This window comes from Pseudobutyrivibrio sp. AR14, from assembly GCF_900101325.1.
Classification (GTDB): domain Bacteria; phylum Bacillota; class Clostridia; order Lachnospirales; family Lachnospiraceae; genus Pseudobutyrivibrio.
Genome location: NZ_FMUY01000021.1, coordinates 1 through 23,374, shown reverse-complemented (window position 1 = coordinate 23,374; position 23,374 = coordinate 1). Strand labels below are relative to the sequence as shown.

Genomic DNA, 23,374 nt, shown 5'->3' with positions numbered 1-23,374 from the left:
TTTTATTCGTCATAACTATCCCTTTTCTTGCTTTATTTCTTTATATGCAAAACACGCATGGAACCATTCATGTTCGAATATTCTACACTGTTTTCCACTTTATAATTATGATTTTCTAAACTCGCTAGAGCATCAGCTTCATCTACTCTATATGGAATAATCATATAAAAATCATCTGCCAAATAATAAGCATCAGCATTAATCAATTCATCACTAATTATATAACTCACATTTAGCCCTAACCCATCAGCTTTATTATAAGTTAGCCTTTGTTTCTTTGGATTCCAATAAGTTTTATATGCAGTGTGAATATTTAACTCATATCTATCGACATCCAATAATACAAATTGTGTATTACTATCAGGCTGTATATCTTGAAGCATTTTTCTAATTAATGAGTCATAGTAGTTGTACTGTGTATTATATGCATATATATCTCCTACGCTACCATAACCTCTACCATAATCCACTCCTATATTCATAGATGGTCTCTTGTCACCATCAAAAGCTAATTTATATAATTTATTACCACCCGTTTCAATATAAGAATTTCCAATTAAAATGGACGGATCAATTGTAAAATAGGTTTGCACAAGCAATAAAATAAATACAATTCCAGTAATAATAGAAAAATGTCTTTTAGAATCCACCAATATCTTTACACTAATAGAAAATAATACCACATATCCAGCATTTAGAATAGCAGTATATCTTGGACACTCCGCATCACCTCTATAAGCTAATAACATAATAAATACCATTAGCATCGCAGTTATTGTCCCAGCATATACCCCGATATTATCTATTTTAATATATTCATGTATATCTACTTTTTTAAGTATAACCAATATTGCAGCTACTATAATTGTAGCTATAAATATCCATCTAAATCCCCATACAAAACAATCGAAAACCGTATTTAAAACTGAAATCTCATTCTTAGGCTCAAATAATCCTTTTATCGCTGTTCCATGATAATTCTGAATCTTAAAATAAACTCCGAAGTTACGTTTAAATAAGAATAGAAAACCTGGAATCATCCATATTATTACTCGTTTCCAATTCCACCAATCAATTATTCCTTTAAACAAATCTTTTTTATACTTAAATACTAATTGCGCAAGTGTTGAACATACCAAAAATACTACATAGTAAATTAAGCCAGTGTCTTTTGTAAAAATTAGTGTAAATCCAGAAAATGCTATTAAATAATCATTTTCTATTAAATAAGAATACATAAGCCATATTGCAAAATACGCAAGATAATTATCCATACTGAAATATGTAAACATTCCCATTTGATATGGACAAAAAATTAATATTCCACTTATGATTGCACATAGCTTTGGTTCCAAACCAGATATTCTAGAAATAAGCTTGTATACGATTATATATGTAATTAACACTATTATAAGAGTAGCCAAATATAATCCTGTCATTTCTCCTGGCCACACCAATTCAAAAAACTCTACTAATAAAACAATACCATGGGCCCACTTCCAACAGATAAACGCACCCATAAATGTAAACAAATCATATCTAAATAAATCTTTTGATTTTACTAAACTTCCATAATATAAGGCAGCATCATATCTTGGTAGCACTCTAAACTGCGCTACTGCGGCAATAATAATTATTATAAAGATAAACCACATAATCAGCGGTATATTTAGCACTTTTATTTTCTGAAGAAAACCACCAATTGTCCTTTTAGCAAAATAGAAAAATAATATGTTAACCAAAATTATATACATGATTTTTCCGATGGAAAAATCAATACCATCTATCAAAATCGCACAACCGTCCGAAAAGAGAGTCAACACAGCCAGCATAATAGTCCCAGCATACTCTGCCTTTTTTGATATTTGATCTTTTTTTATACAAAGAACCAGCAATACTATCAACAACAAAGCTGGTAGCAAATATTCATTTAATACAAATATGATTTTTGATATAAGACTGATTTTATCTGTATACAATATTAACACTTCGTTATTATCATCAGGAATGATAAACCACTTTTTCAAATCAACCCCATGTCTATTTCCATATAGAATCTGTGCCAACGAAAAAAAGATATTTGACTTATCAAGTGCTTCATTATATATATTTTTTTTGCTTATAACTTTAGATAACGTTGTAGCTATATGTTTATCGCACACTTCCGCTGTTGCTAGACAATGATATATTTGAGTATTGTTATAGCTATAGAGTATGCCTTTTACTTCATCACCTAGTAAATCCACTATACTGATTGAATTGACTATTTCTCCCCCCTCAAAATTCACAGCAATTCCTGCGCAATTCTCACCTTTAATTTTTCCTGTTGAATAACAATTAATTATTGCAGGACAATTATCTCCATCCAATTTAGTATTAAAAACAAATGGAGCTGCATGCTCAGCTTCAATATCTACATTTGTCAGTCCCAAATTAACGATTACACCATCAAAATTTTCAAATAAGGCATAACCGTAATAATCCTCACCATTATCTAGACCATCGATTATATGGCCATATCCATCATAGATTCCCTTAAAAATATATTCCTCGACTGGGTCATATATACCAATTTGAATCCATGGCTCTTTCAAAAACAAATCAGATGTCTGTCTAAAATAAACCCCTTCAAAAGTCTCTCCAGAATTAACTAAATCCCTTAGCAATTCAAGATCACTTACACTATCTATAAGATAGGGAGACGAATAACTTCCGTCTCCCTCCCAATCATATAATTCTTTCGCCTTAACCTGAAAACAAGATAAAATACAAATTATAAAAAAAGCATTAATCCATAGCAGTTTCTTCATCAAAAATCTCCTCGGTAATACGAATTACTCACATACAATATATGTATCTGGGTTTAATTCTCCTGTTCCGTTAAGCAGTAACCATTCGCCTTCATGCGAAAAATATTGTTTGCTTCCAAATTCTGCATACAATGAAAAGTATCCATTAGTCAGAGCTAAATTAGCCTCACTTAATAATTCTGGTTCAGGTGAATCATACGGCGACCGACCTTTACTATAACCAATTAGGCTTACTACAGCTGTTATTGATTTATCTGCTGTCATAGACTCTATGTACTCTCCTAAATCATTTTTGCTTGTGGAGGTAATAATTCTATCACTAAAATTATTATACAAAACGACAGCAATTAATGATAAATATAATAGCAATTCTTTATTTTCCAATTCATCTGCTTTAGGCATAACTATTAACAAATAGTATACCGCAGGTAAAAATGCCACCATCTGTGTGATTTTGTTACCCCAAGCATAACTAAAATATGCGATACCATATACTGTGAAAATATATGCCACCATCATCCAAATGACAGTTTTTTTCTTTGCATAATTCGATGACAGAAAAGTAAAACTGACTATTAAAAATAAAAAAGAATAGCCTACTTTTATCATTCGTATAGGTACTGTTCTAAAATAATTCAAAACGTTATCTTTATTAAACTCCAGCTTCCGATTAGCTAGAGTATGTATAAAACTCATGCTATTCTTGGTTCTATCTTTCACATAAAAATCATTATATGTAGACATGATTTTATAATTTGCTGTATTAATATTATATTTTTCTAACAACGATTCATCGTATGAAGGATAGCCCAATACAATCAGTTTTTCAACATCATCTATATATTCGTATACATATTTATCCTCATCCGAATGCTTTAAAAATATATCTCTATCCAAAACATGGACACTAAATATTATTGCCAAAATAACCAAAAACAATTCAGTTAAAAACAAAACTTTTCTTTTATAATTTTCAAAAAAGATCTTTAATATAACAATAAACAGACCAGCCATCAATCCCAGTTTAAATCCTGTGAAGCTAAGTAAGCTATTAAACAATAGTCCTGTTGCAGGAAGGATAAATTTTCTACGTCTATTATCATCTGCACCTATAAGTCTCGACAAAACCATCATCATTGTGAAGGTCCCAACTACTGATGACTTAATATATGATGGGAACATATAGCATTCATAACCCACAAAAATAGTAAAAACAGACATTAATATAATCATCTGCATATCACTTCTTTTTGAAATCACAAGCCATATTAATATAGTTATAGAAATAAACGCACATATTTCAATAAACCACGTATACCATGAAACACTTGGTAAAATGCTTATCAAGATACATAAAGGTTTCATTATAAAAGCACTTGAAAATCCAACTTTTGAAGTAGCTCTTGTCCCTGCTACATTAGAAATCAAGCTCTGAATCATAATATCAGCGTCATTCTCAAAACGTGCATACGCAATAGCATTTAAAACCAAATAAACAATTATATTTATAATAAGCGCCTTTGTTATTGGTTTTGAAAAAGACCTCGAAAGAATTCCATGAAAAGAACTAACACCATTTTTTAATAATTCTAAAAAACTGGGCTTTCCCAAATCCAAAACTTTAAGTTTTTTTTCATCTTTTTTATTTATCATAGGTTTAGTTAAAATCCTTACTATATCTTCTTCTCTGTGCCAATAATATCCCGCATATGATTGTTTCGCAAATCAATGCTATGAGTATTCTATATAAAACTGAGTTCAACAATATTTGCATCAAACAAGTTACTCCAAAAACCGCTCCCACGACTATAAAAATGTATACATTATCAACCAGATTTATTTTTAACACATTATTAACAATTATCGCATGGAACAATAATAATGCTGCATAACTAGCCACAGTAGATACTGCTGCGAAATGATATCCATATGTTTTTAAGAAAAAGAAATTCAATCCTATATTTATTATCGCAGCTAAAAATGTTCCTGTCGAAATCAAAGCTGTCTTTCTAAAGAAAAACTCAATATTCACATATAAAGTATATGTGAAATTCAAAAATGTAGCAAAAACTACCCAAAGAATAATATTTATTCCATCCCAATAATCCCTTGAGCCTATTATTTTTATAATTTCTGGTGATACAGCAAGTACCCCCACAACTACAGAACAATATAATAGCAGATACATTCTCTGTACATTTCTAATCTTCTGGTGTTCCTCGGCTTGCATTTTCCTAAATAGCCAAGGACCAAAGACCTGATTCATTGCCTCTGAAGCAACCTGAATCATCATTCCAAGAGTATAAGCCAAACTATAAATTCCGCTATCGGACGATGAAATCATATTTTTTATCATAATTCTATCAGAACTAGATAATACAAGATGTGATAGATTATGAGGAATTAGAGGGATACCAAATTCTAAGAAATATTTATTATATGATTTCTTAAAAGTTCTATTACCTCGTTTTACATATCCTGCATATATGATAGCTCCACAAATAACTGTTGGAATAGTTGCGCCTAATACTCTACCAAGCACGCGAGCTTCTTTGAAGAAAACTTCAACAAAAAGAATTGACAGTGATAGATTTAATACAGCAACACTCACCGTCATTTTCATGTTCTTTTTGTACTGGTATAAGAAATTATAATCAGCAGAGCGATATGTCATCAAAAAAATAGCATAACTATATATAAGCATGATATTCACTAGCCATCGTTCTAAACCAAATATCCCCTGTAGAATATTAAAGAAAACATTTATTACAAAGATAATTGAAATGGCAGAAATTGTACTCATAAGGATTCCAGAACACAAAAATCCATCTTTATCATCCTCATGATCCAATCTTCCTTTGCCTACTGCTCCGTGAATATCTAAGCCAAGAACAACCATAAAAATATTCACATACGTCATAAAAACCTCAACGTTACCATATTCCGCAGTAGTAAGTAGTCTGGAAAAAATAGGTACAGCTATGAGGTTTATTGCTCTGGTCAAAATTGTCGCTATAAGTGACATTGAACCAATTTTAAATATTTTATTATGAATAATATTATTAAATTTATTTATTACCATACTATATGTATTATCTTATCTTTTTTATAGGCACGCCTACATAAGTTCCTGACTCACAAATATCTTTCACAACTACAGCTCCCGCTCCAATTGTGACGTCCCTTGATATACTAATATTGTTGCTTATCACTGCCCCTATACCAATCCATGTATTAGTTCCTACTGACACTGTCCCAGCTGTATGGGCAGCAACTGAAACATGGACATAATCACCTATATTATTATCATGATCTACAGATGAAGATGTATTAATGATGCATCCCTTTCCAATTACTGTTCCTGCATTTACAACAGCACCCGCCATAACAACTGTTCCAACACCAATTTTCACGTCACGGGCGACAAATGCTGATGGATGAATTAAGGTTACAACATTATAGCCCTTTTGTTCCAATTGATTTTGCATACGCTGTCTCACAGATGCATTCCCAATTCCAGCAAATACATCATACTCATTAGCAGCTAAATCAAAAATACTATCAAATGAGCCAATAACTTCATAATTTCCTAATGATTTTATGTTCGAATTATCATCTACAAAATATATTTTATCATATCCATTTAGCAATGCTATATCAGCCACTACTTTGCCATGGCCACTTGCGCCAACAATTATCAATTTGTTCATATTTAACCCTTAAATGTACTCACTGTTTCTCTTATCGTCTGAACAACTTCATCAGCTTTATCCTCATATGATAGATTCATAAGCTTTCTAAGATTTAACAAAAACTCCTCAGAATCAAATTCAATTGGCTTTGCCACATGAATAAGATGGTTCTCCGTTTCTCTCAGCCCCTCTTCACTCATTAACTTTTCTTCATATAACTTCTCACCTGGTCTTAAGCCTATATATTGAATCTCGATATCTACATCCGGTCTTAGGCCAGCTAATTCAATCATATTTCTAGCTAAATCAAGAATCTTAACCGGTTCACCCATATCTAACACATATATTTCTCCTCCAGTAGCATTTGCCCCTGCTTTAAGGACTAAACTCACTGCTTCTGGTATTGTCATAAAGTATCTAATAATATCCTTATGTGTAAGAGTAATAGGTCCACCCTGCGCTATCTGCTTTTTAAACAAAGGAACAACAGAACCGTTTGAACCAAGCACATTACCAAAGCGAACCGCAACATATTCTGTATGTCCACTCCCTGCTATAACTTTTTCAGAGTCACTTGTATCAATATCAAAACTATGCATAGCTAACTCAGGTAATTCATCTTCCCGATTATTCCTAACCATATAATCGAAAGTCTGAATTATCATTTCGCATATACGTTTTGTCGCACCCATTACATTTGTAGGATTAACTGCTTTATCTGTGCTAATAAGAACAAATTTGCTACATCCATACTTCATAGCTGCATATGCTGTCTTATATGTACCTACAGCGTTATTCTTAATCGCCTCACAAGGACTATCTTCCATTAGTGGAACATGCTTGTGAGCAGCCGCATGATAACAAATATCTGGACGATACTTTTCAAACACAGCTTCTATACGCTTAGAGTCTCGAACTGACCCAATTAATGTCTCAAAATTCAAATATGGATAGTTACGTTTCAATTCCAACTGAATATCATAAGCATTATTCTCATATACATCAAAAATAATCAGTTGCTTTGGTCTATATTTTACTATCTGACGACAAAGTTCTGAGCCAATAGAACCGCCGCCTCCAGTTACTAATACCACCTTATCTCTAAGCTGAGCAGCCACATCCTCTTGATTAAGCTTTATAGGGTCTCGGCCTAGTACTTCCTCGATTGTAATATTTTGCAAGTTTCCAGCACTAATTACACCTGCCTTTTCAGCATATATATTTGGCAATTGTTTTATTGGACATTCCGTCTCTTTGCAAATATTAATAATATCTCTCTTCTCACTAGGTGATAGTTTTGCAATAGCTATATAGATTTCTTTAATATTATATTTTTCTACTGCATATAATATCTTATCTCGTCCTCCAACAACCTCTACACCATCGATAAAACGTCCCCATTTGCTCTCATCATCATCTATTATTGCAACTACTCTAGTTGATCCATTTACATAATTCACGTCTCTAAGAATCATTCTTCCCGCGGATCCAGCACCAATTAATAGTACACTTTTATCTGGTTCCCCACCTAAATGGCTATCTTTAAAGAGAATAAAAAATCTATTGGAAAATCTAACAATTATTCCAAAAATAAACTGAAATAATGCACCAAAAACATAATAAGAAACTGGCATTCTATAAATGAATGTAGTCATTACAATCGCATTCAGAAGCATAGATGAAATAGTAGCTATAATCATTTTCTCTATCTCATAAACACTTGCGAACTTCCATATACTCTTATATAGACCTAAAAAACCATATATAAGAATTACAACTAATGAATATGGTATTATCTCCCACATGTAATACTTTAAATAGTCACGAGGAATGAGAGAAAATTGGCAATCAAATCTAATCCATAATGCTCCAAAATAGGAACTCACTATAAATATAAAATCAATTATTACCATTTGCCAATGCTTCATTTTATTTATTAGTTGCATGATAATTAACTCACTTTCTTTAGAACATAAAATCCACATCGAAAAATTCTTTTTCGCAGTTACAGCCTTGCATCAGAATCATTTTTGTTTTCTCATAATATTCTTCCGCTGCCCCTGCTTTATAATATGGATTAATTATAGTATCATTCCCTTTGCTCATACCAATTGCCCATTTCATGGCTTCGTATATTTCATCAAATACACAATTTACATCTCTAACACTTTCAGCACGCTCACGACCTTTTTGTCTGTCACCAATATTGATAGTGTATGTATTCAATGAAGGAGCTTCAATAATTCCAGATGAGGAATTACCTATTATTGCAATTGCATTTTTCATCATATATAGATAACTATCTACATCAACATTTTCGATATATACAGCATTATCATTAGAAGAACAAAAATCAATAAATAAATCTCTAATTATCTTCGAACCGGTATCAGCATTACTTCCCATGAGTACAATTATATATTTTTTACTATACACCTCTATTGCCTTTAATATCTCTTGAGCCTGCGCTCCAGCACTAATACCAGTTAACGTTTCAGGATGAAAAGCAACTAAAAAGTACTTATTAGAAGGTAATTGTTTAATCTCTTCTCTTACTTTGTTCTTTTTTATATCTTGACAATTTTCAGCCCCAAGCGCCCCCAAATAAAAAACTCTATCTGGTGCTTCACCCAATTGAATTACTCTATTTTTGTATTTTAGTGTACTAGTAAAATGATATGTACTCATCTTTGTAATAGAATGACGAATAAATTCATCATAATTCCCATATGTCACTTCTCCACCATGAATATGCAAAATAGGTAGCCTATTCATAGCCGCAGCTATAGCTACAGACATCATTTCAAATCTATCACCTAAAATTATAATCAAATCATATTTGTTCTCTGCAAAAAATGCGCCAAACTTATTTAGCGCTAGCGACATACTCTTAATTACACCACTATTATCATTCTCTGATAACTTAATGTCAGCAGCAAATGCAATGTTAAATCCATCTTGCTTAATTATATCTATAGATTTTCCATATTTATCATCCATATGAGAACCTGTAACCAGAATATCTAATTGAATTTCTGAATCACTATCTAGCTTTTCCAAATATCTGGTCACAATACCATAATCGGCTCTTGAGCCGGTTGCATATGCAACTTTATACATAACCGTCATACCTTCCCGTATATTCTTTCATAAATGCATTTATCCTATAAATTCTTGTAAATATAATTCAGCTATTTTAAAATCCATTAAGGTATCTATATCAACGCTTCTTTCAGGCGGCATTATATATGCATAGCTATCTTTTGAAAATAGGTCCTTACCAGTATATAAATAATCAACATCCACTAAATAAATAGCGCCGTTAAGTCTATAATATTTAGCTAAATCCTGTCGCCTTTTATTATTTTCAATATTAATAAACGAATTGAGATTTCCATCATTCGGCAACTGTCCACAAAGTAAAGGAGAATGTTCTGTTTCACAAACTGAAATAACTACTTTAGCATTTTTTTTAGTATAAATATCAAATGCAGCTTTGATATCTTCATCAATTCTCAAAGGTGATGTGGGCTGAAGAAGGCAAACTAAATCAAATGACTCTTTATAATTATTTAGTACTTCCTTTACTACATCCCATGAACTCGAATTATCATTTGAAGTTTCTTGAGTTCTATAGAAAGGAACACTGGCCCCATATTCTTGTGCTATTTTCGCGTATTCTTCCGAATCTGTTGAAACCATAATTTCATCAAATATACCACTTTTTTTTGCAGCCTCTATGGTATAAGCCATTAATGGTTTATTATTTAATGGTTTTATATTTTTATTTTTTAATCCCTTTGATCCGCTTCTTGCTGGAATTATAGCTATTGTCTTCATTTTTAACCTACTTTTCTATTATCTCATTTTCCAAATAATCTTTACTTGCATATGTTCCAATTATTTCATGCCATTTCATTGGACTAATTCCTGTACCAGGTCTTTTGCATGTGAGATTATCCTCAGAAAAAAGTTCTCCTTTTTTTATACTTTTAGAGGCAACTATAGATTTTCTTACTACATCTTTATTATTTGCTTCAGACAAAGTAACTTTTTTATCTCTATCTCCCAACATTTTTTCCGCACGTCTAACATTGATACATAGTTCCTCTAATTCATCTGGTGTGATGGATGCTTTATGATCCGGCCCAAGAAGATTCTTGTCTAAAGTAAAATGTTTTTCTATAAACTTTGCACCTAACCCAACAGCTGTTACTGCCGCAACTACTCCTTCAGAGTGATCCGACAATCCAACTTCCCATTTAGGAAATTTTTCCTTCAAAGTTTGCAACACCAACAAATTCATATCATCATCCATTGTTGGATATTGTGTGTTACATTGAAGAATAGTAAATTTTGTATTCTTACTTACTTCTAAAACCGATACTGCATCCGAAATTTCATCTAATGACGACATACCTGTAGAAAGAATAATTTCCTTATTATCACTATCAATCGTAGCTATTTTCTCAAGTAATGGTAGGTTAGTTATTTCACCAGACGGTATTTTCCATATACACTGTCCAATAGAATACAAATAATCAACTGATTCTGTGTCAAATGGTGTAGCAAATGGTTTTATTCCTATCCCTTCCGCATACTCCTTCAGTTCTAAATAATCTTCCTCACTTAATTCTAACTTTTTCAACATATTAAGCTGAGACTCTTCACCTATATTCTTTTTTTGATAATCAGCCATTTTCGCTTCGGGGCAAACTAATTTTTCCGATTTAAAAATTTGAAACTTCGCATAATCCGCCCCACATTCTTTTGCTTTTTTTAACAAACTTTTTGCTAAATTAATATCACCATTGTGATTACAACCGATTTCTGCTACAACAACAATATTACTTGTATTCTCTCCTATCATTATCCATGCCTCCATGAATTAAATCTTTTCTCTCGCAACACCATCACTTTATTTGAACTTTATACACTTCGTATCCCTGCTTAATATACATCCAAATACTGTAATTATCTGTTTCTAAATTAATATCTGCTACTACACCTGAGTATTTCACATCATCATTATTATCTGCTTTAGCATTACTCTCTTCTTTGAGTGCAAATACATATTTCCTTGATAAATCTGTGTTATCCACCATTTCAAAACATACATCCTGCGTATATGAATCAACTCCGTTTAAATACGCATATCCCTCCAGATGAACAACGTTATCTTTTGCTTCCACGTTAATATCATATTCAATATCTTCTCCATCTATAGAATTTGATAAGTACCCTTCATAATCAAATTTTTCATCCACAAATCTATAAACATTAACATTTCCTACTTTTCGAACCCTAACAAACACAGCTGATTCAGAATAATGTTCATTAATATACTTTTGTAAGTGTTCAATCCATTTTGCATTTTGATCGGTACATGCAAACATTATTACTTCACTATTTGTTGCTTCTGCATATATATTATCTATTTCATATGATTTTGATATCTCCATCCAATCTGGAATATAGTATCGATTTGATATGTCTAAATTCGAGTAATAACTTCGAGGAATAATTTCAAAGGGTGTAAACACTGCATCGTATAAATTATTTGTATCATATGTACAAAATTCGTACATATGCTTTTTATCACCAGAAAACACATCCATAATCTTTTTATTTTTCTTATATTGTATATTTTGATTTGATACCCTAATATCATAATAAGAAGAATTATTTAAAGAGTTATAAAATGTGCACAAAAAAACAAGCAAAACAATATATGGTGGAATTATATATTTTGTTTCCACTACCAAACTATTACTTTGATAATAATATAATAATAAAACTGTCCCCGCTATTAACACAATTACATCAACATGATGTTGTAACCTTCCTTTGTAGCTCATATATGAATATGCTAAAAAACAGTTAATTATCACCGGTAAGATAATTATCATTTTTTTCTTCATATCCATTCCATTGGCGATTATCAACCATAGGATTACAAAAACAAAAAAATAAAAGCTCGTTTCACCACTATAATAATGCAGTGTGTTTTTCAGTATTTTTTCTATAATATCTTTTAAGCTATCCACTCCATTGGCTGAATTAAAATCTCCAATTTTAGCTAAAGTGGTAGGTGAAAAGACATCATAATCGTTATATAATCCCCAATCCTTGAAAAGAATATAGTCATTCTCACTTATCCCGGCCTCACTATATTGATCAGCATATTTATAGTAATCCGCCATTGAATAATCTTGCAATCTGGCTCTTTTAAAATTATTAAGTACATATTGCGACCATTCACCATCTAATTTCACAGCATTATCTACCCGTACGATTCCATTTCTAAAAGCAATAATGATAATACTTAATATTAAGAATTTAAAAAGTCTTTTTTTGTTTATTTCTTTATTAATCGCAATATTAATAATCACCGCGGAAAAAAAGACTTCCAAAACTATCATAGCCATTGCAGCTCTAATAGAAATGCCGATAATAATAAATATTAATGGAAAAAATAATGATTGCCATTTTACATCTTCATTTTCAATATAGCGTAGTATAGCAAGTAAACCCGCTACTATAATAAATCCAGCTGTCTTTGAAAATGTAAATCGTATATATAATTCATATCCTATAAAAAAAAAGCAACCCATTATTAGAATTAAACTTTTTTTATCTTTGATATTTAAAGATATATAAATCATAACAAATGAAAAAAATATCAATAAATATTGAAATACTATATACCAAGGTATTTTACTAATCCCCCCCAACAAAAGCTTTATGATAAAGCCAAAGAAAAATGTGGGATACATCGAAAAACTAGAATATTTCCCATTCACCGCACCATAGATGACCATTTCAGTGTCATAGTCATCAGATTTTATTGTTGGTTCAAATAATAATAATAGAATCGATAATACTATTGCATTAATAACTACAGCGCGTAAGAAATCCATTGATATAATATTTCTTATCAATTTTCTACTTTGGGCACTGTTCATATGTCATCTTTCTCCAATCCTATAAATCACTATTTTATCCTACCTGCTAGTTTTTCCCAGCTATTTGCATATAAATATCAAACTCGGAAATCTGTTCTTCCAATGTCATCAAGCCAACTTTTTCTAAATTAATTAAAAATGCCTGTAGTTCTCTATATAATCCAGGTTTATAACAAGTATCAAGCTCATCATCAATCTCTACCTGATCAATCTTTACCGTTCCCCTTTGTTGAATTTGAAGTTGTTCCATAGGCTTTAAATACAATCTAAAATTTTTTGTGAGTATCTCCACACTCCAACGTCCAGGCGCATCCCAATTTGCACAATAGGAAAACAGCGCTCCTTTGTCCGTCTTACCCGCCCCAACATAATTACTACCATTTTCATGCCATGATAATCGCCCTCCAATGTATGAATTCATTTGAACCGGTTTCCCGCCAAGATAAAATGCTAAATCAATTACATGTGTAGAATTTGCCAATAACCAATTGTTCTTTGTTATCTCGTCATTATTGGTTTTTTCTATAACATGTCCCCACTCTGTAAATTCAAAATTAAAAGATGAAACTCCCCCATCATTATTTATTATTTCTTGCGCCTTCAAAACCGATGAATAGAATCTACGATTATATGCTATAAAAATATTAACACCTTTTTCCTTAGCCATAACATTTATCGAACTTAATTCATCTTTGCTAAGCGCGCCTGGCTTCTCTACAAGTATATTACTTATTCTAGCCCCAATGACTTGTTTTGTAACTTCGCAAAGTTGAGGCACATTAACTGCAATTATTGCGTGAGAAACATCTTTCAGTTCCTCTTGCGGACAATTTTCTAATCCTCCCCAATAAACCTTTTTACAATTATTATTTTTTTTGAATACCCTAGCTCTCTCTTCACCTCTTCCAACAACAATTGTCTCGATTTCACACGCTTTTAATACCTTATAGTACTCATTTGCCATATTCCCTGTACCTATAAGTAATACTTTTATGTTATTGGACATATTCCTTTTTCTCCTCCGTTCTTTTCAAAAAAATCTATCATAGGTTCCAATAATTGGATGTGTTCATCCATTGATTCAACATATGTAGGTAAACCTGTTATTCCTTCATCAAATATGTTTTTAACCGATTTCTGAGTTAAGCAACTTTGATATTCAACTTTAAATTCTTTTGTCACAACATCGTTATTTTCAATGGATATAATCTGTTTAATCCCCATTTTCTCGTTAACTATTATTATTCTTTTATCCGTTTGTATTTTAAAAATACAATCTATCTTCTTTCCACAATAGCAGGATATAGCTAAATGCTTACATCTAGTACCACTACCAATTATTTTTCCATATAATTCTTTATATCCTTTTCGCTTACTATTAATAATACTATCAAAAGAAACATATTCTACATTTATCGTAGCATCGAAATATCTTGCCAAATCTAACATATGTATTCCATTGCAAGCCAATCCCCACTCTGTACCTGAAATATCTAAAGAAACTATATCTTCTCCATCTATTTCTTTTTTCACTTCTTGCCAAGATTCCCACTCTCTTCTAGCACAATTAACCCAAGCATTTATTTTCTTTTCATTTAGTAATTTATATACATCTTTATAATCGGATATTTTAGGGAATAATACTTTTTCAAAAATCAAATTTCTTACTACTCTGTGTTCAACTAACTCTTCAAACACATTCCTTCTAACAAAAGACGATGTGGCTATAATTGCAAAATCAATTTCTTTTGGTAACTCATCAATAGAATTTGTATAGAAAACCTTTTTTGTTCCCATGCATTCGCTTTCCATTGCTTTTATTTCATTAAAATTTGAATCAACCGGATCTGTACAATAAATTTCCATATCGAATTCAGACTTTAATAAAGATTGAACATGTCTCTTTCCCAAATTTCCTATTCCAATAACTACAATTTTATACATTTAATAAACTATACCCCAATTCAAGCAATCAAAAGAATAAAGCTCCCTCTTTCGGAACACCTAAATGTGGGCTTACCTTTCTATATTTTTTAATTATAGAATTAATTATCACTGCTTACATCGCGTTAGATACTTTTTATTTCAAATATAATACCATTTTCCTCTTTTACAATTTTGCATGCACGCTTAAAATTTGAACTATAAAACTCAGTGTCATCTAAATTATCAAACTTAAAAACTACAATCTTATTTTTCTTACCATCGAAGGCACCTAATGTTGCTGATGGGTACATAAAATACAAATCCTGATTTGTTATTTCTTTAGCTAGGATTTCCCCTGGAATGATTGAATCTACACTAATACAGTCTACATGCTCTATCTCATAATTGCTGAAATCTCTAGGATGCTTTTTTACTATAATTTTTTTATAGCCTTTTTCAGATAAGCAATTACATACTTTACTTATGCACGAACAAATATCATTAGTAAAATCAAGCATATTTGATGTGAATAATACTGCTTCTGCTCCATCTATTCCAGATATATTTCCAAAAATATTTTTTAATAATTCATTATATTCATCTATATTTATTAATGAAAAATCATTCAAACGATTAACCGAGTTATATAATTCCCTCGCCAAACTATCTGGATTAAGTGAAAATCTATCGCATCGTTTTGTTGACTTTAAAGGAAATCTTCCCCATGGATTACAGTACCCCATACTAGCAAGTAAATACGAAGGTATATAGAAATCCTCTGTTATTCTATTTAATTCAAATTTTGTTCTAGGGTCTGTATTATCTCCTATACCATCTTCCAATAAACTTATAGATGTATCATCATCCGCAGCTAATGCCATCATGCCGCACGTCACACCCCTTACTGTTGATAAACAAATATGCTTATATTCGGAAATATTAAAATCTTTTGCTAATTCATTTCTCGCAAATTTTTTATTTTTCCCAAGTAACCACATACAAAACATTTTTAAAAAAACCACTACTAATCTAATTTTAGATCGATTTAAAAATGGTTCCGGCTTATATATGTTTTCAAATATACCAGAATTTTTACACACTTCCTCCAGTTTCATTTCTTTTTGAAGTGGTTGACATACTAAATCCCATTTATATTCTTTCCCATATGCCAAATAATACCAAACAAAATCCTGAAGTTGTTTTGGTCCACCTATGTAAGCGAGTGCTCGTTTCTTCATCTATTTCACCTTTAACTTAATCCTCTCATTAAACGATTTTGCTGCAACCTCAATTTCTTTCATATCTTCATACTTATAATATATATATCCCATTCGCTCTTTCATATAATCATTAATAATATCTCCACTTTTAAATAACTCATCAAATTCTATAACATGTTCCATTATTTCATCAGGTATTTCGATTCCTTCAAATATGCCATTATGGGTGGACATTATTGCATGATGTCCCGCATACTTCGCTATCGGTTCGTCAATTTTCATATTATGACAATCCTCAGCCAACTCACTGCAAACAAGAGCATCATACCAGTCTAATCCGGTAACATATGAAACAGGATATAAAAACCTGTTTCCCAAACATCTTCGCATCATTTCGATGACATAAGGTATACCATCTTTAACAATATATTGTAATGTAATTATTCCATCAACTAAGTCTAATTCACTAAACAGTTTTTCAGTTATTCCTATAAGTTGTTCCTTCAATATAGAAAAATTTTTGCTAGGCATAGTTTCCGTTTGTATTAAGAAAGGGTTTATTGGCGAATAACAATCACATGCTGTGCATATCATAACCCTACCATCTACTACAAAAGCTACGAACGACTCTTGTGCACCTTCAATAAATGGCTCTATTACTATGCGCTTCTCCTTTGATTTTTCAAACGCATTTTCAACAGCTATTTTTCCTTCATCCTCGTTATCCGCACGCATTATGCCTATCCCACTTGCTTGATCAACAGGCTTGACCATTATTGGATAATCTGCTGTTTTAATATACTCAAGAGCCTTCTCTTTTTCAAAAAAAGGTGTCGAAATAGGATTTGGAATATTTAATTTTACGCATAAAGACTTAAAGTTATCTTTTTGATGTAACAAACAAGCTTTTTCGTATGAATCATGGCCTCCTAATCCAAGTTTTTCTGCAACATAAGCTGCAGTTGTATAGGCGGTATCATACGCACACGAAATAATACCATCAATTTTTTCTTCTTCCGCAATTTTTAAAATCGCTTCTTTATCTGAATAGTCTGCCTTTATATACTTATCCGCCATTTTATGTCCTGGCATATCTTCACGATTCCCACTAGTAATTACAAAGTAATTTCTAGATTTCAATCTCTCTATAATTGGTATTTCAGTGTGTCCTGCATTTAGTAATAACACTTTTTTCTTATTCATTATCTTTTCCATTCTTAATTTCTTTAATAATATATTGCGGTGTATTATTGATACACATATACAAACGACCTATATATTCTCCAATCACACCTAATACAACTAATACTATTCCGAACATAAACAATAATATCACCACAATAGAACTCCAACCTGTTTGGACATCATACGCTAATAACTTTCTAATAATAACAAATAACCCATACGCTATTCCAAGAAATGCGCTGAATAAGCCAATATATGTCGTAATTCTAAGAGGTAAAATTGAAAAAGCTGTTAGTCCATTCATCCATAATGCAATCAACTTTTTAAAAGAATAACCACTGTTGCCACTTTGGCGCTCCAATTGTTCCACTTGAATAGTCGCTATATTGTGAGTTGTACGTAAAATCAACCCTGTTATATAAGGATATGGACCTTTGTATTGTTTTATTTCTTCTATAATAAATCTTTTAGCCACAAAAAAAATAGATACTATAATACCTTCTGGATTGTCCATTAATAATTCTGTAGTTTTTTGATTTAATCTTGTTCCTATTTTTCTTATAAAAGATCTTTTCTTTCGGTTTAACCATTCTGTTGAAACAACATCATATCCTAATTCCATCTTCTCAAGCATCTTAGGAAGCATTTCAATTTGAGTTTGACCATCATCATCACTAACCACGATATACTCACCTGAAACTTTACTAAATCCAGCCATAATAGCCCCATGCTGTCCTACATTTTTTGCTAAATCAACAGCAATCACTTCATCAATTTCATCCGCAAGTTTTGATATCACATTCCAAGTGTTGTCCTTTGAACAATCATTAACTAAAATGAATTCGTAATTAGCTATATTGTTGTGTATAAATATCTCAATATCTTTTTTTACAACATTTTCAATATTCTTTTCTGCGTTATAACATGGTATGACAACCGATAATTTTTGATTCATTAACTATTCTTCTCTTTCTAGTGGAAACCACTTTTTTATTTCTTCTTTTTTATCAGAACACATTAAAAAATAACCAAATCTAGATCCACTATCTACCACAGATTCATCTGTTATTTTCTTTATTTCACTTTCTACTATTATTTCAGGATTTTCACGCTTTAAAGTTTCAAACTGCTGTATATCTCTCTCATTAAAAATGAACCTTACTCCAGCCATTTTTTTCTTTAAGTCCTTAGTCAAAACAGGTTTCTGCCCCAGAGCTATATCTATAACACCCTTTACAAAATCAAATCCTGTTGACAAACAAACTAAGTGACTACCTATGTAGTCACCTCCCATTCTAGCACCTATCTCTATAATTTTAATTTTTCCTGTATCATCAATCTTTATTTCAGAATGTGATGCTCCATATGTAACATTCAGGCTACTAAGTGCATGCTCAACAACTTTTTTAACCTTCTCTAAAGTATCATCACTCACATCAGCCGGCTCAATATGCCCAGTTTCAATAAAATTAGGAGCACCTGTTGTATATTTTTGAGTCATTGCTAAAAAAGAATGTTTGCCTTCATAAGTAATATATTCAACACTATATTCTTTACCTAAAGCAAACTCTTCAACTAAAGCTTTTTTTTCAAAACTATAATCTATAGATTTTCCAATGACACCTTTAAGTGTTTCTATGTCGTTTACTTTATAAATACCACGACTCCCTGACCTATCTGTTGGTTTGCAAATAACTGGAAACTCAAAATTATATTCATCTAACTCTTTTATATCACTAATTAAAATGCTCTTAGGCGAAGGATCTCCATTTTTTTCAAAACACCTGCGCATTAAATGCTTATTTGTAGCAACTTTAGTCGTCTCTTCGCTATTTGCGATAAGCCCCAGCCGACTAGCTACATAACTTACTGCTATTGTTCCTAAATCCGTGCCAATTGTACATATTCCATCTATCCCAATTTCTTTGCACTTCCTAAATATTGCCTCGCATTCTGTAATACTAATTGGATAAAAAAAGTCAGCTACCTTTTCTCCTTCGTCACCACATTCCCAGGCAAAAACGTGAGTTTCTATATTATATTCCTTTGCTTTTTTTATTAGTGGAAGCTGAAATGTAGATGCTCCAATTATTGCCAACTTTTTCATGTTTATTTTTTCTTGTAAAACTCCTTTACTTTATCACATATATACTCTACTTCATCTTTTTGAAGTCCATAATACATAGGTAATCTAAGTAGTCTTTCACTCTCCTTAGTTGTACGCCTATCCTCACCATGAAATACACCTAATTTCTTACCAGCAACTGATGAATGAAGGGGGATATAGTGGAACACCGCACCTATACCATTTGACTTCAAAAAATTAAGTAATTCAGTTCGCTCTTCCAAATCTTTTGCTTTGATAAAGAACATATGAGCATTATGAGTACATTCCTCAGGGATATATGGAAGGAATATCTGCTCCTTCTCCTGCAGGGTCGACAATTGCTCATAATATGAATCCCATGAAGCCATTCTATTTGCTGTAATCTCTTCTGCCATCTCAAGCTGGGCCCATAAATATGCTGCATTTAACTCACTTGGCAAATAAGAAGAACCGGCTGCCTGCCACGAATATTTATCTACCTCACCACGGAAAAACTGACTACGATTAGTACCCTTTTCACGGATAATTTCCGCTCTAAGGATATTTCCACTGTCTTTTATAAGAAGGGCTCCACCTTCACCCATAGAGAAATTCTTTGTCTCATGAAAACTGAAGCAACCATAATCACCTATGGTACCAAGTGCCTGTCCCTTATAGGTGCTCATAATTCCCTGTGCCGCATCCTCTATAACATATAGATTATTTCGACGAGCTATGTCCATAATGGCATCCATATTACAAGCTACTCCCGCATAATGAACTGGAACAATCGCCTTAGTTCTAGGTGTTATAGCATCTTCAATTAGTTTTTCATTGATATTCATAGTTTTACGACGAATATCTACAAATACCACCTTTGCCCCGCGCAACACAAATGCATCAGCAGTAGACACAAAAGTATATGAAGGCATAATTACTTCATCCCCCGGTTGAATCTCTGCAAGAAGTGCAGCCATTTCTGTAGCATGTGTGCATGATGTAGTAAGAAGAGCTCTTGTCGTTCCGGTTTTTTCTTCTAACCATGCGCTACATTTCTTGGTAAAATCACCATCTCCACATATTTTATGATTTTTAATCGCCTTCATTATGTAGTCTTGTTCCTTACCTACATAAGGTGGCACATTAAAACTTATATTCATATACTTTCTCCTCGTAATATCTTGATAAAACGATATTAATCAAAATTTATTCTTTTTTCTTCTACTACTATAGGTCTATTTATAGTTCTAGTATTGATATTAAGGATATACTCACCCATCAATCCCATAAAAGTAAGCTGTATCGCCCCAAGTAAAAACATACCTATTACCATAGGTGCATTACCTGCAGCAAAATCATTCCAATGTGTAAGTTTAAGTACAAGATACACTATAGCAACAATCACATCGATTATTCCAACAATGAAACCAATCCATGTCATCATTCTAAGTCCTACTTTTGTATAGCTTGTAAAACTAAGCATTGCTGCATCATAAAGAGTATAGAAGTTATTATGTGTAACTCCCGCTCTACGCTGAGGCTGCTCATACTCTACTACCTTGAGATTAAATCCCTCTCCATACTCTGCCACGATGCCTCTGATAAATGGAAGCGGATCCTTTAACTCTCTAAGAAGCATAACAAATGATTTGTCATATAAACCAAATCCTGTAAAATGCTCTATCATATGTACAGAAGACATCTTCTTAATAGTCTTATAATACACAGTGCGAAGAAAGTATACAAATCCATTTTCCTTGCTAGTAGCCTTAACTCCACTGACAATTTTATGTCCCTTCTCCCACTCATGTACGAATACAGGAATCATCTCAACTGGATCCTGGAAGTCGGCACATACTGGGATGACACAATCACCGTCAAGCTCACATATTCCATGGAATGGTGAATTGAACTGACCAAAGTTAGTTACGTTAAAAATAGCCTTATGCTTTTTATTGTTAGCACAAACCTGTTCTATTAGCTCTCTAGTTCTATCTGTAGAAGCGTTGTCAACGTAGCAAATCTCATAATCGTAATTCGAAAGTTGCTCCTTGATTATATTCTCGCACGCCTCACCTATCTGAACAATATTCTCTTCCTCGTTAAAACAAGGAATCATTATACTTATCTTTTTCATGTTAATCCTCATAAAAATATCTATTATTAACAAAAGCCTCTATGCCATCTTCAAAACTAATCTCTGGAGTCCATCCTGTATGATTCTTAATCTTGCTCACATCAGGCTGTAAGGAAATAAATGGATTTGCTCTATCTCCAAATTTTACTTCTGAATATGAACCAAGCTCTTTTTTCGCTCTATCTATAAACTGGCTCAATGGAGCATACTGACCGTGAGCGATATTATAAATCTCACCAGCATGTCCCTTAGTTCCCAAAGCTGCTATAGCTCTAGCTGCATCCACTACATGTAAGTAGTCCCAATTTTGCTCACAGCTACTAAGACTTACTGGCTGATCTACTTTCATCTTGCCAAGTACATCTGGAAGCATCCTGCCAGCTGGCTCATAATCACCATATAGACTGAAAATACGACCCCATATCCACTCTAGCCCCAACTGCTCAGCTCTGCGCTTTGTAAGATAAAGTGCTGCCACTTTTGCTGCTCCATAAGCATTAATAGGTCTAGGCATTAAATCCTCTGTAATAAGACCATCACACACACCATATTCTGCCTGCGAGCCTATACCTACGAAACGCTTACATCCTGCATTGGCTGCCGCTTCAACCGCTTTTATAGTGTAATCTATGTTGGCATTCTGACCCTCGAAATCATCTCTACCGCCAAACCATGCCAGGTGATAGAACACATCACACTGACATAATATCTTATCAGCTATCTTATCAAAATCAGCACAATCTAGCTCTACAAGATGCAAGTCTCCCTGCACATCATAAAATCTATCATTGTGAGATGAATCTGGGCGAAGAATTGCGTATACTTCATGTCCCTGTTTTAATAATTCTCTTGTTAAACTATAGCCTGCAAATCCTGCAGCTCCAGTAACTATTACTCTCATTTATATCTCTACCTTTTTACTCTTGCGCCTGCACCACCCATGATTGCCTCAACCTCGGCACATGTTGCCATTGTTGTATCACCTGGTGTTGTCATAGCAAGTGCACCATGAGCTGTACCATACTCTACAGCCTTTGCAGCATCAGCTGTTGTCATAAGACCATAGATAAGACCAGAAGCAAATGAATCACCACCGCCTACACGGTCCATAATCTCAAGTCCCTTGTAATCCTTTGCCTTATGAATCTGGCCATCTGCCCAGCAAAGTGCTGACCAATCATTTACAGTAGCTGTCTTTACTGTACGAAGAGTTGTAGCAACAACCTTGAAGTTAGGATATACCTTTGAAGCCTCATCAATCATCTTCTTGTAGCCATCGATGTTAAGCTCCTTAAGGTTTGCATCATTTCCCTCGATTTCGAAACCAAGGCAAGCTGTGAAATCTTCCTCGTT

19 protein-coding genes are annotated in these 23,374 nt (G+C 32.7%); all 19 read right to left on the bottom strand.

Annotated elements, in window-relative coordinates:
- Positions 1-32 precede the first annotated feature (32 nt).
- Positions 33-2,810, bottom strand: coding sequence for a hypothetical protein (locus BLP50_RS13355; protein ID WP_090155624.1), 2,778 nt, complete (start codon positions 2,808-2,810; stop codon positions 33-35).
- Between the two features lie 24 nt (positions 2,811-2,834).
- Positions 2,835-4,463: a hypothetical protein gene (locus BLP50_RS13350; RefSeq protein WP_090155622.1), complete on the bottom strand. Its 1,629-nt coding sequence runs from the start codon at positions 4,461-4,463 to the stop codon at positions 2,835-2,837.
- Positions 4,464-4,467: 4 nt separating this feature from the next.
- Entirely contained in the window at positions 4,468-5,892 is a 1,425-nt protein-coding gene (locus BLP50_RS13345; protein WP_090155620.1) for a lipopolysaccharide biosynthesis protein, read from the bottom strand.
- Between the two features lie 10 nt (positions 5,893-5,902).
- Entirely contained in the window at positions 5,903-6,520 is a 618-nt protein-coding gene (locus BLP50_RS13340) for an acetyltransferase (protein WP_090155618.1), read from the bottom strand.
- Positions 6,521-6,522: 2 nt separating this feature from the next.
- A complete protein-coding gene (locus BLP50_RS13335) occupies positions 6,523-8,388 on the bottom strand; it encodes a polysaccharide biosynthesis protein (protein WP_330386094.1) in 1,866 nt (621 codons plus the stop codon).
- A gap of 79 nt (positions 8,389-8,467) precedes the next feature.
- A complete protein-coding gene (gene neuC, locus BLP50_RS13330) occupies positions 8,468-9,622 on the bottom strand; it encodes a UDP-N-acetylglucosamine 2-epimerase (RefSeq protein WP_090155616.1) in 1,155 nt (384 codons plus the stop codon).
- 39 nt (positions 9,623-9,661) lie between these two features.
- Complete coding sequence (locus BLP50_RS13325) at positions 9,662-10,342, bottom strand: acylneuraminate cytidylyltransferase family protein (protein WP_090155614.1); 681 nt, start codon at positions 10,340-10,342, stop codon at positions 9,662-9,664.
- Positions 10,343-10,349: 7 nt separating this feature from the next.
- Positions 10,350-11,372 (bottom strand): N-acetylneuraminate synthase, encoded by a 1,023-nt coding sequence (gene neuB, locus BLP50_RS13320; protein WP_090155612.1) that lies wholly within the window; start codon positions 11,370-11,372, stop codon positions 10,350-10,352.
- Positions 11,373-11,415: 43 nt separating this feature from the next.
- Positions 11,416-13,467: a hypothetical protein gene (locus BLP50_RS13315; RefSeq protein WP_090155610.1), complete on the bottom strand. Its 2,052-nt coding sequence runs from the start codon at positions 13,465-13,467 to the stop codon at positions 11,416-11,418.
- A gap of 46 nt (positions 13,468-13,513) precedes the next feature.
- A complete protein-coding gene (locus BLP50_RS13310; protein ID WP_090155608.1) occupies positions 13,514-14,473 on the bottom strand; it encodes a Gfo/Idh/MocA family protein in 960 nt (319 codons plus the stop codon).
- On the bottom strand, positions 14,458-15,411 hold the full coding sequence (locus BLP50_RS13305; RefSeq protein WP_090155606.1) for a Gfo/Idh/MocA family oxidoreductase: 954 nt from the start codon (positions 15,409-15,411) through the stop codon (positions 14,458-14,460). Before BLP50_RS13305 ends, BLP50_RS13310 begins: the two co-directional genes overlap by 16 nt.
- A gap of 125 nt (positions 15,412-15,536) precedes the next feature.
- The gene (locus BLP50_RS13300; RefSeq protein WP_090155604.1) at positions 15,537-16,631 is read right to left on the bottom strand and encodes a hypothetical protein; all 1,095 of its coding nucleotides are present in this window, start codon (positions 16,629-16,631) and stop codon (positions 15,537-15,539) included.
- Positions 16,632-17,828: an ATP-grasp domain-containing protein gene (locus BLP50_RS13295; protein ID WP_090155602.1), complete on the bottom strand. Its 1,197-nt coding sequence runs from the start codon at positions 17,826-17,828 to the stop codon at positions 16,632-16,634. It abuts the gene before it with no gap.
- Positions 17,809-18,753: a glycosyltransferase family 2 protein gene (locus BLP50_RS13290; protein WP_090155600.1), complete on the bottom strand. Its 945-nt coding sequence runs from the start codon at positions 18,751-18,753 to the stop codon at positions 17,809-17,811. The genes BLP50_RS13295 and BLP50_RS13290 overlap by 20 nt, the downstream gene beginning before the upstream one ends.
- A gap of 3 nt (positions 18,754-18,756) precedes the next feature.
- Positions 18,757-19,905 (bottom strand): ATP-grasp domain-containing protein, encoded by a 1,149-nt coding sequence (locus BLP50_RS13285; protein ID WP_090155598.1) that lies wholly within the window; start codon positions 19,903-19,905, stop codon positions 18,757-18,759.
- 2 nt (positions 19,906-19,907) lie between these two features.
- Positions 19,908-21,044 carry a dTDP-4-amino-4,6-dideoxygalactose transaminase gene (gene rffA / locus BLP50_RS13280; RefSeq protein ID WP_090155596.1) on the bottom strand — a complete coding sequence of 379 codons (1,137 nt, stop codon included), beginning with the start codon at positions 21,042-21,044 and terminating at the stop codon, positions 19,908-19,910.
- A gap of 35 nt (positions 21,045-21,079) precedes the next feature.
- Entirely contained in the window at positions 21,080-22,021 is a 942-nt protein-coding gene (locus BLP50_RS13275) for a glycosyltransferase family 2 protein (protein WP_090155594.1), read from the bottom strand.
- A gap of 1 nt (position 22,022) precedes the next feature.
- On the bottom strand, positions 22,023-22,922 hold the full coding sequence (locus BLP50_RS13270) for an NAD-dependent epimerase/dehydratase family protein (protein WP_090155592.1): 900 nt from the start codon (positions 22,920-22,922) through the stop codon (positions 22,023-22,025).
- A gap of 8 nt (positions 22,923-22,930) precedes the next feature.
- On the bottom strand, positions 22,931-23,374 hold a 444-nt coding region (locus BLP50_RS13265), incomplete at its 5' end, for a PfkB family carbohydrate kinase (RefSeq protein WP_242869283.1).

Coding starts and splice junctions, on each gene's coding strand:
- BLP50_RS13350 (WP_090155622.1), bottom strand. CDS start 4,463: ATGATAAATAAAAAAGATGAAAAAAAACTTAAAGTTTTGGATTTGGGA.
- BLP50_RS13310 (WP_090155608.1), bottom strand. CDS start 14,473: ATGTCCAATAACATAAAAGTATTACTTATAGGTACAGGGAATATGGCA.
- BLP50_RS13275 (WP_090155594.1), bottom strand. CDS start 22,021: ATGAAAAAGATAAGTATAATGATTCCTTGTTTTAACGAGGAAGAGAAT.
- BLP50_RS13325 (WP_090155614.1), bottom strand. CDS start 10,342: ATGAAGACAATAGCTATAATTCCAGCAAGAAGCGGATCAAAGGGATTA.
- BLP50_RS13305 (WP_090155606.1), bottom strand. CDS start 15,411: ATGTATAAAATTGTAGTTATTGGAATAGGAAATTTGGGAAAGAGACAT.
- BLP50_RS13345 (WP_090155620.1), bottom strand. CDS start 5,892: ATGGTAATAAATAAATTTAATAATATTATTCATAATAAAATATTTAAA.
- BLP50_RS13355 (WP_090155624.1), bottom strand. CDS start 2,810: ATGAAGAAACTGCTATGGATTAATGCTTTTTTTATAATTTGTATTTTA.
- BLP50_RS13285 (WP_090155598.1), bottom strand. CDS start 19,905: ATGAAAAAGTTGGCAATAATTGGAGCATCTACATTTCAGCTTCCACTA.
- BLP50_RS13315 (WP_090155610.1), bottom strand. CDS start 13,467: ATGAACAGTGCCCAAAGTAGAAAATTGATAAGAAATATTATATCAATG.
- rffA (WP_090155596.1), bottom strand. CDS start 21,044: ATGAATATAAGTTTTAATGTGCCACCTTATGTAGGTAAGGAACAAGAC.
- neuC (WP_090155616.1), bottom strand. CDS start 9,622: ATGTATAAAGTTGCATATGCAACCGGCTCAAGAGCCGATTATGGTATT.
- BLP50_RS13300 (WP_090155604.1), bottom strand. CDS start 16,631: ATGAAGAAACGAGCACTCGCTTACATAGGTGGACCAAAACAACTTCAG.
- BLP50_RS13340 (WP_090155618.1), bottom strand. CDS start 6,520: ATGAACAAATTGATAATTGTTGGCGCAAGTGGCCATGGCAAAGTAGTG.
- BLP50_RS13295 (WP_090155602.1), bottom strand. CDS start 17,828: ATGGAAAAGATAATGAATAAGAAAAAAGTGTTATTACTAAATGCAGGA.
- BLP50_RS13290 (WP_090155600.1), bottom strand. CDS start 18,753: ATGAATCAAAAATTATCGGTTGTCATACCATGTTATAACGCAGAAAAG.
- neuB (WP_090155612.1), bottom strand. CDS start 11,372: ATGATAGGAGAGAATACAAGTAATATTGTTGTTGTAGCAGAAATCGGT.
- BLP50_RS13270 (WP_090155592.1), bottom strand. CDS start 22,922: ATGAGAGTAATAGTTACTGGAGCTGCAGGATTTGCAGGCTATAGTTTA.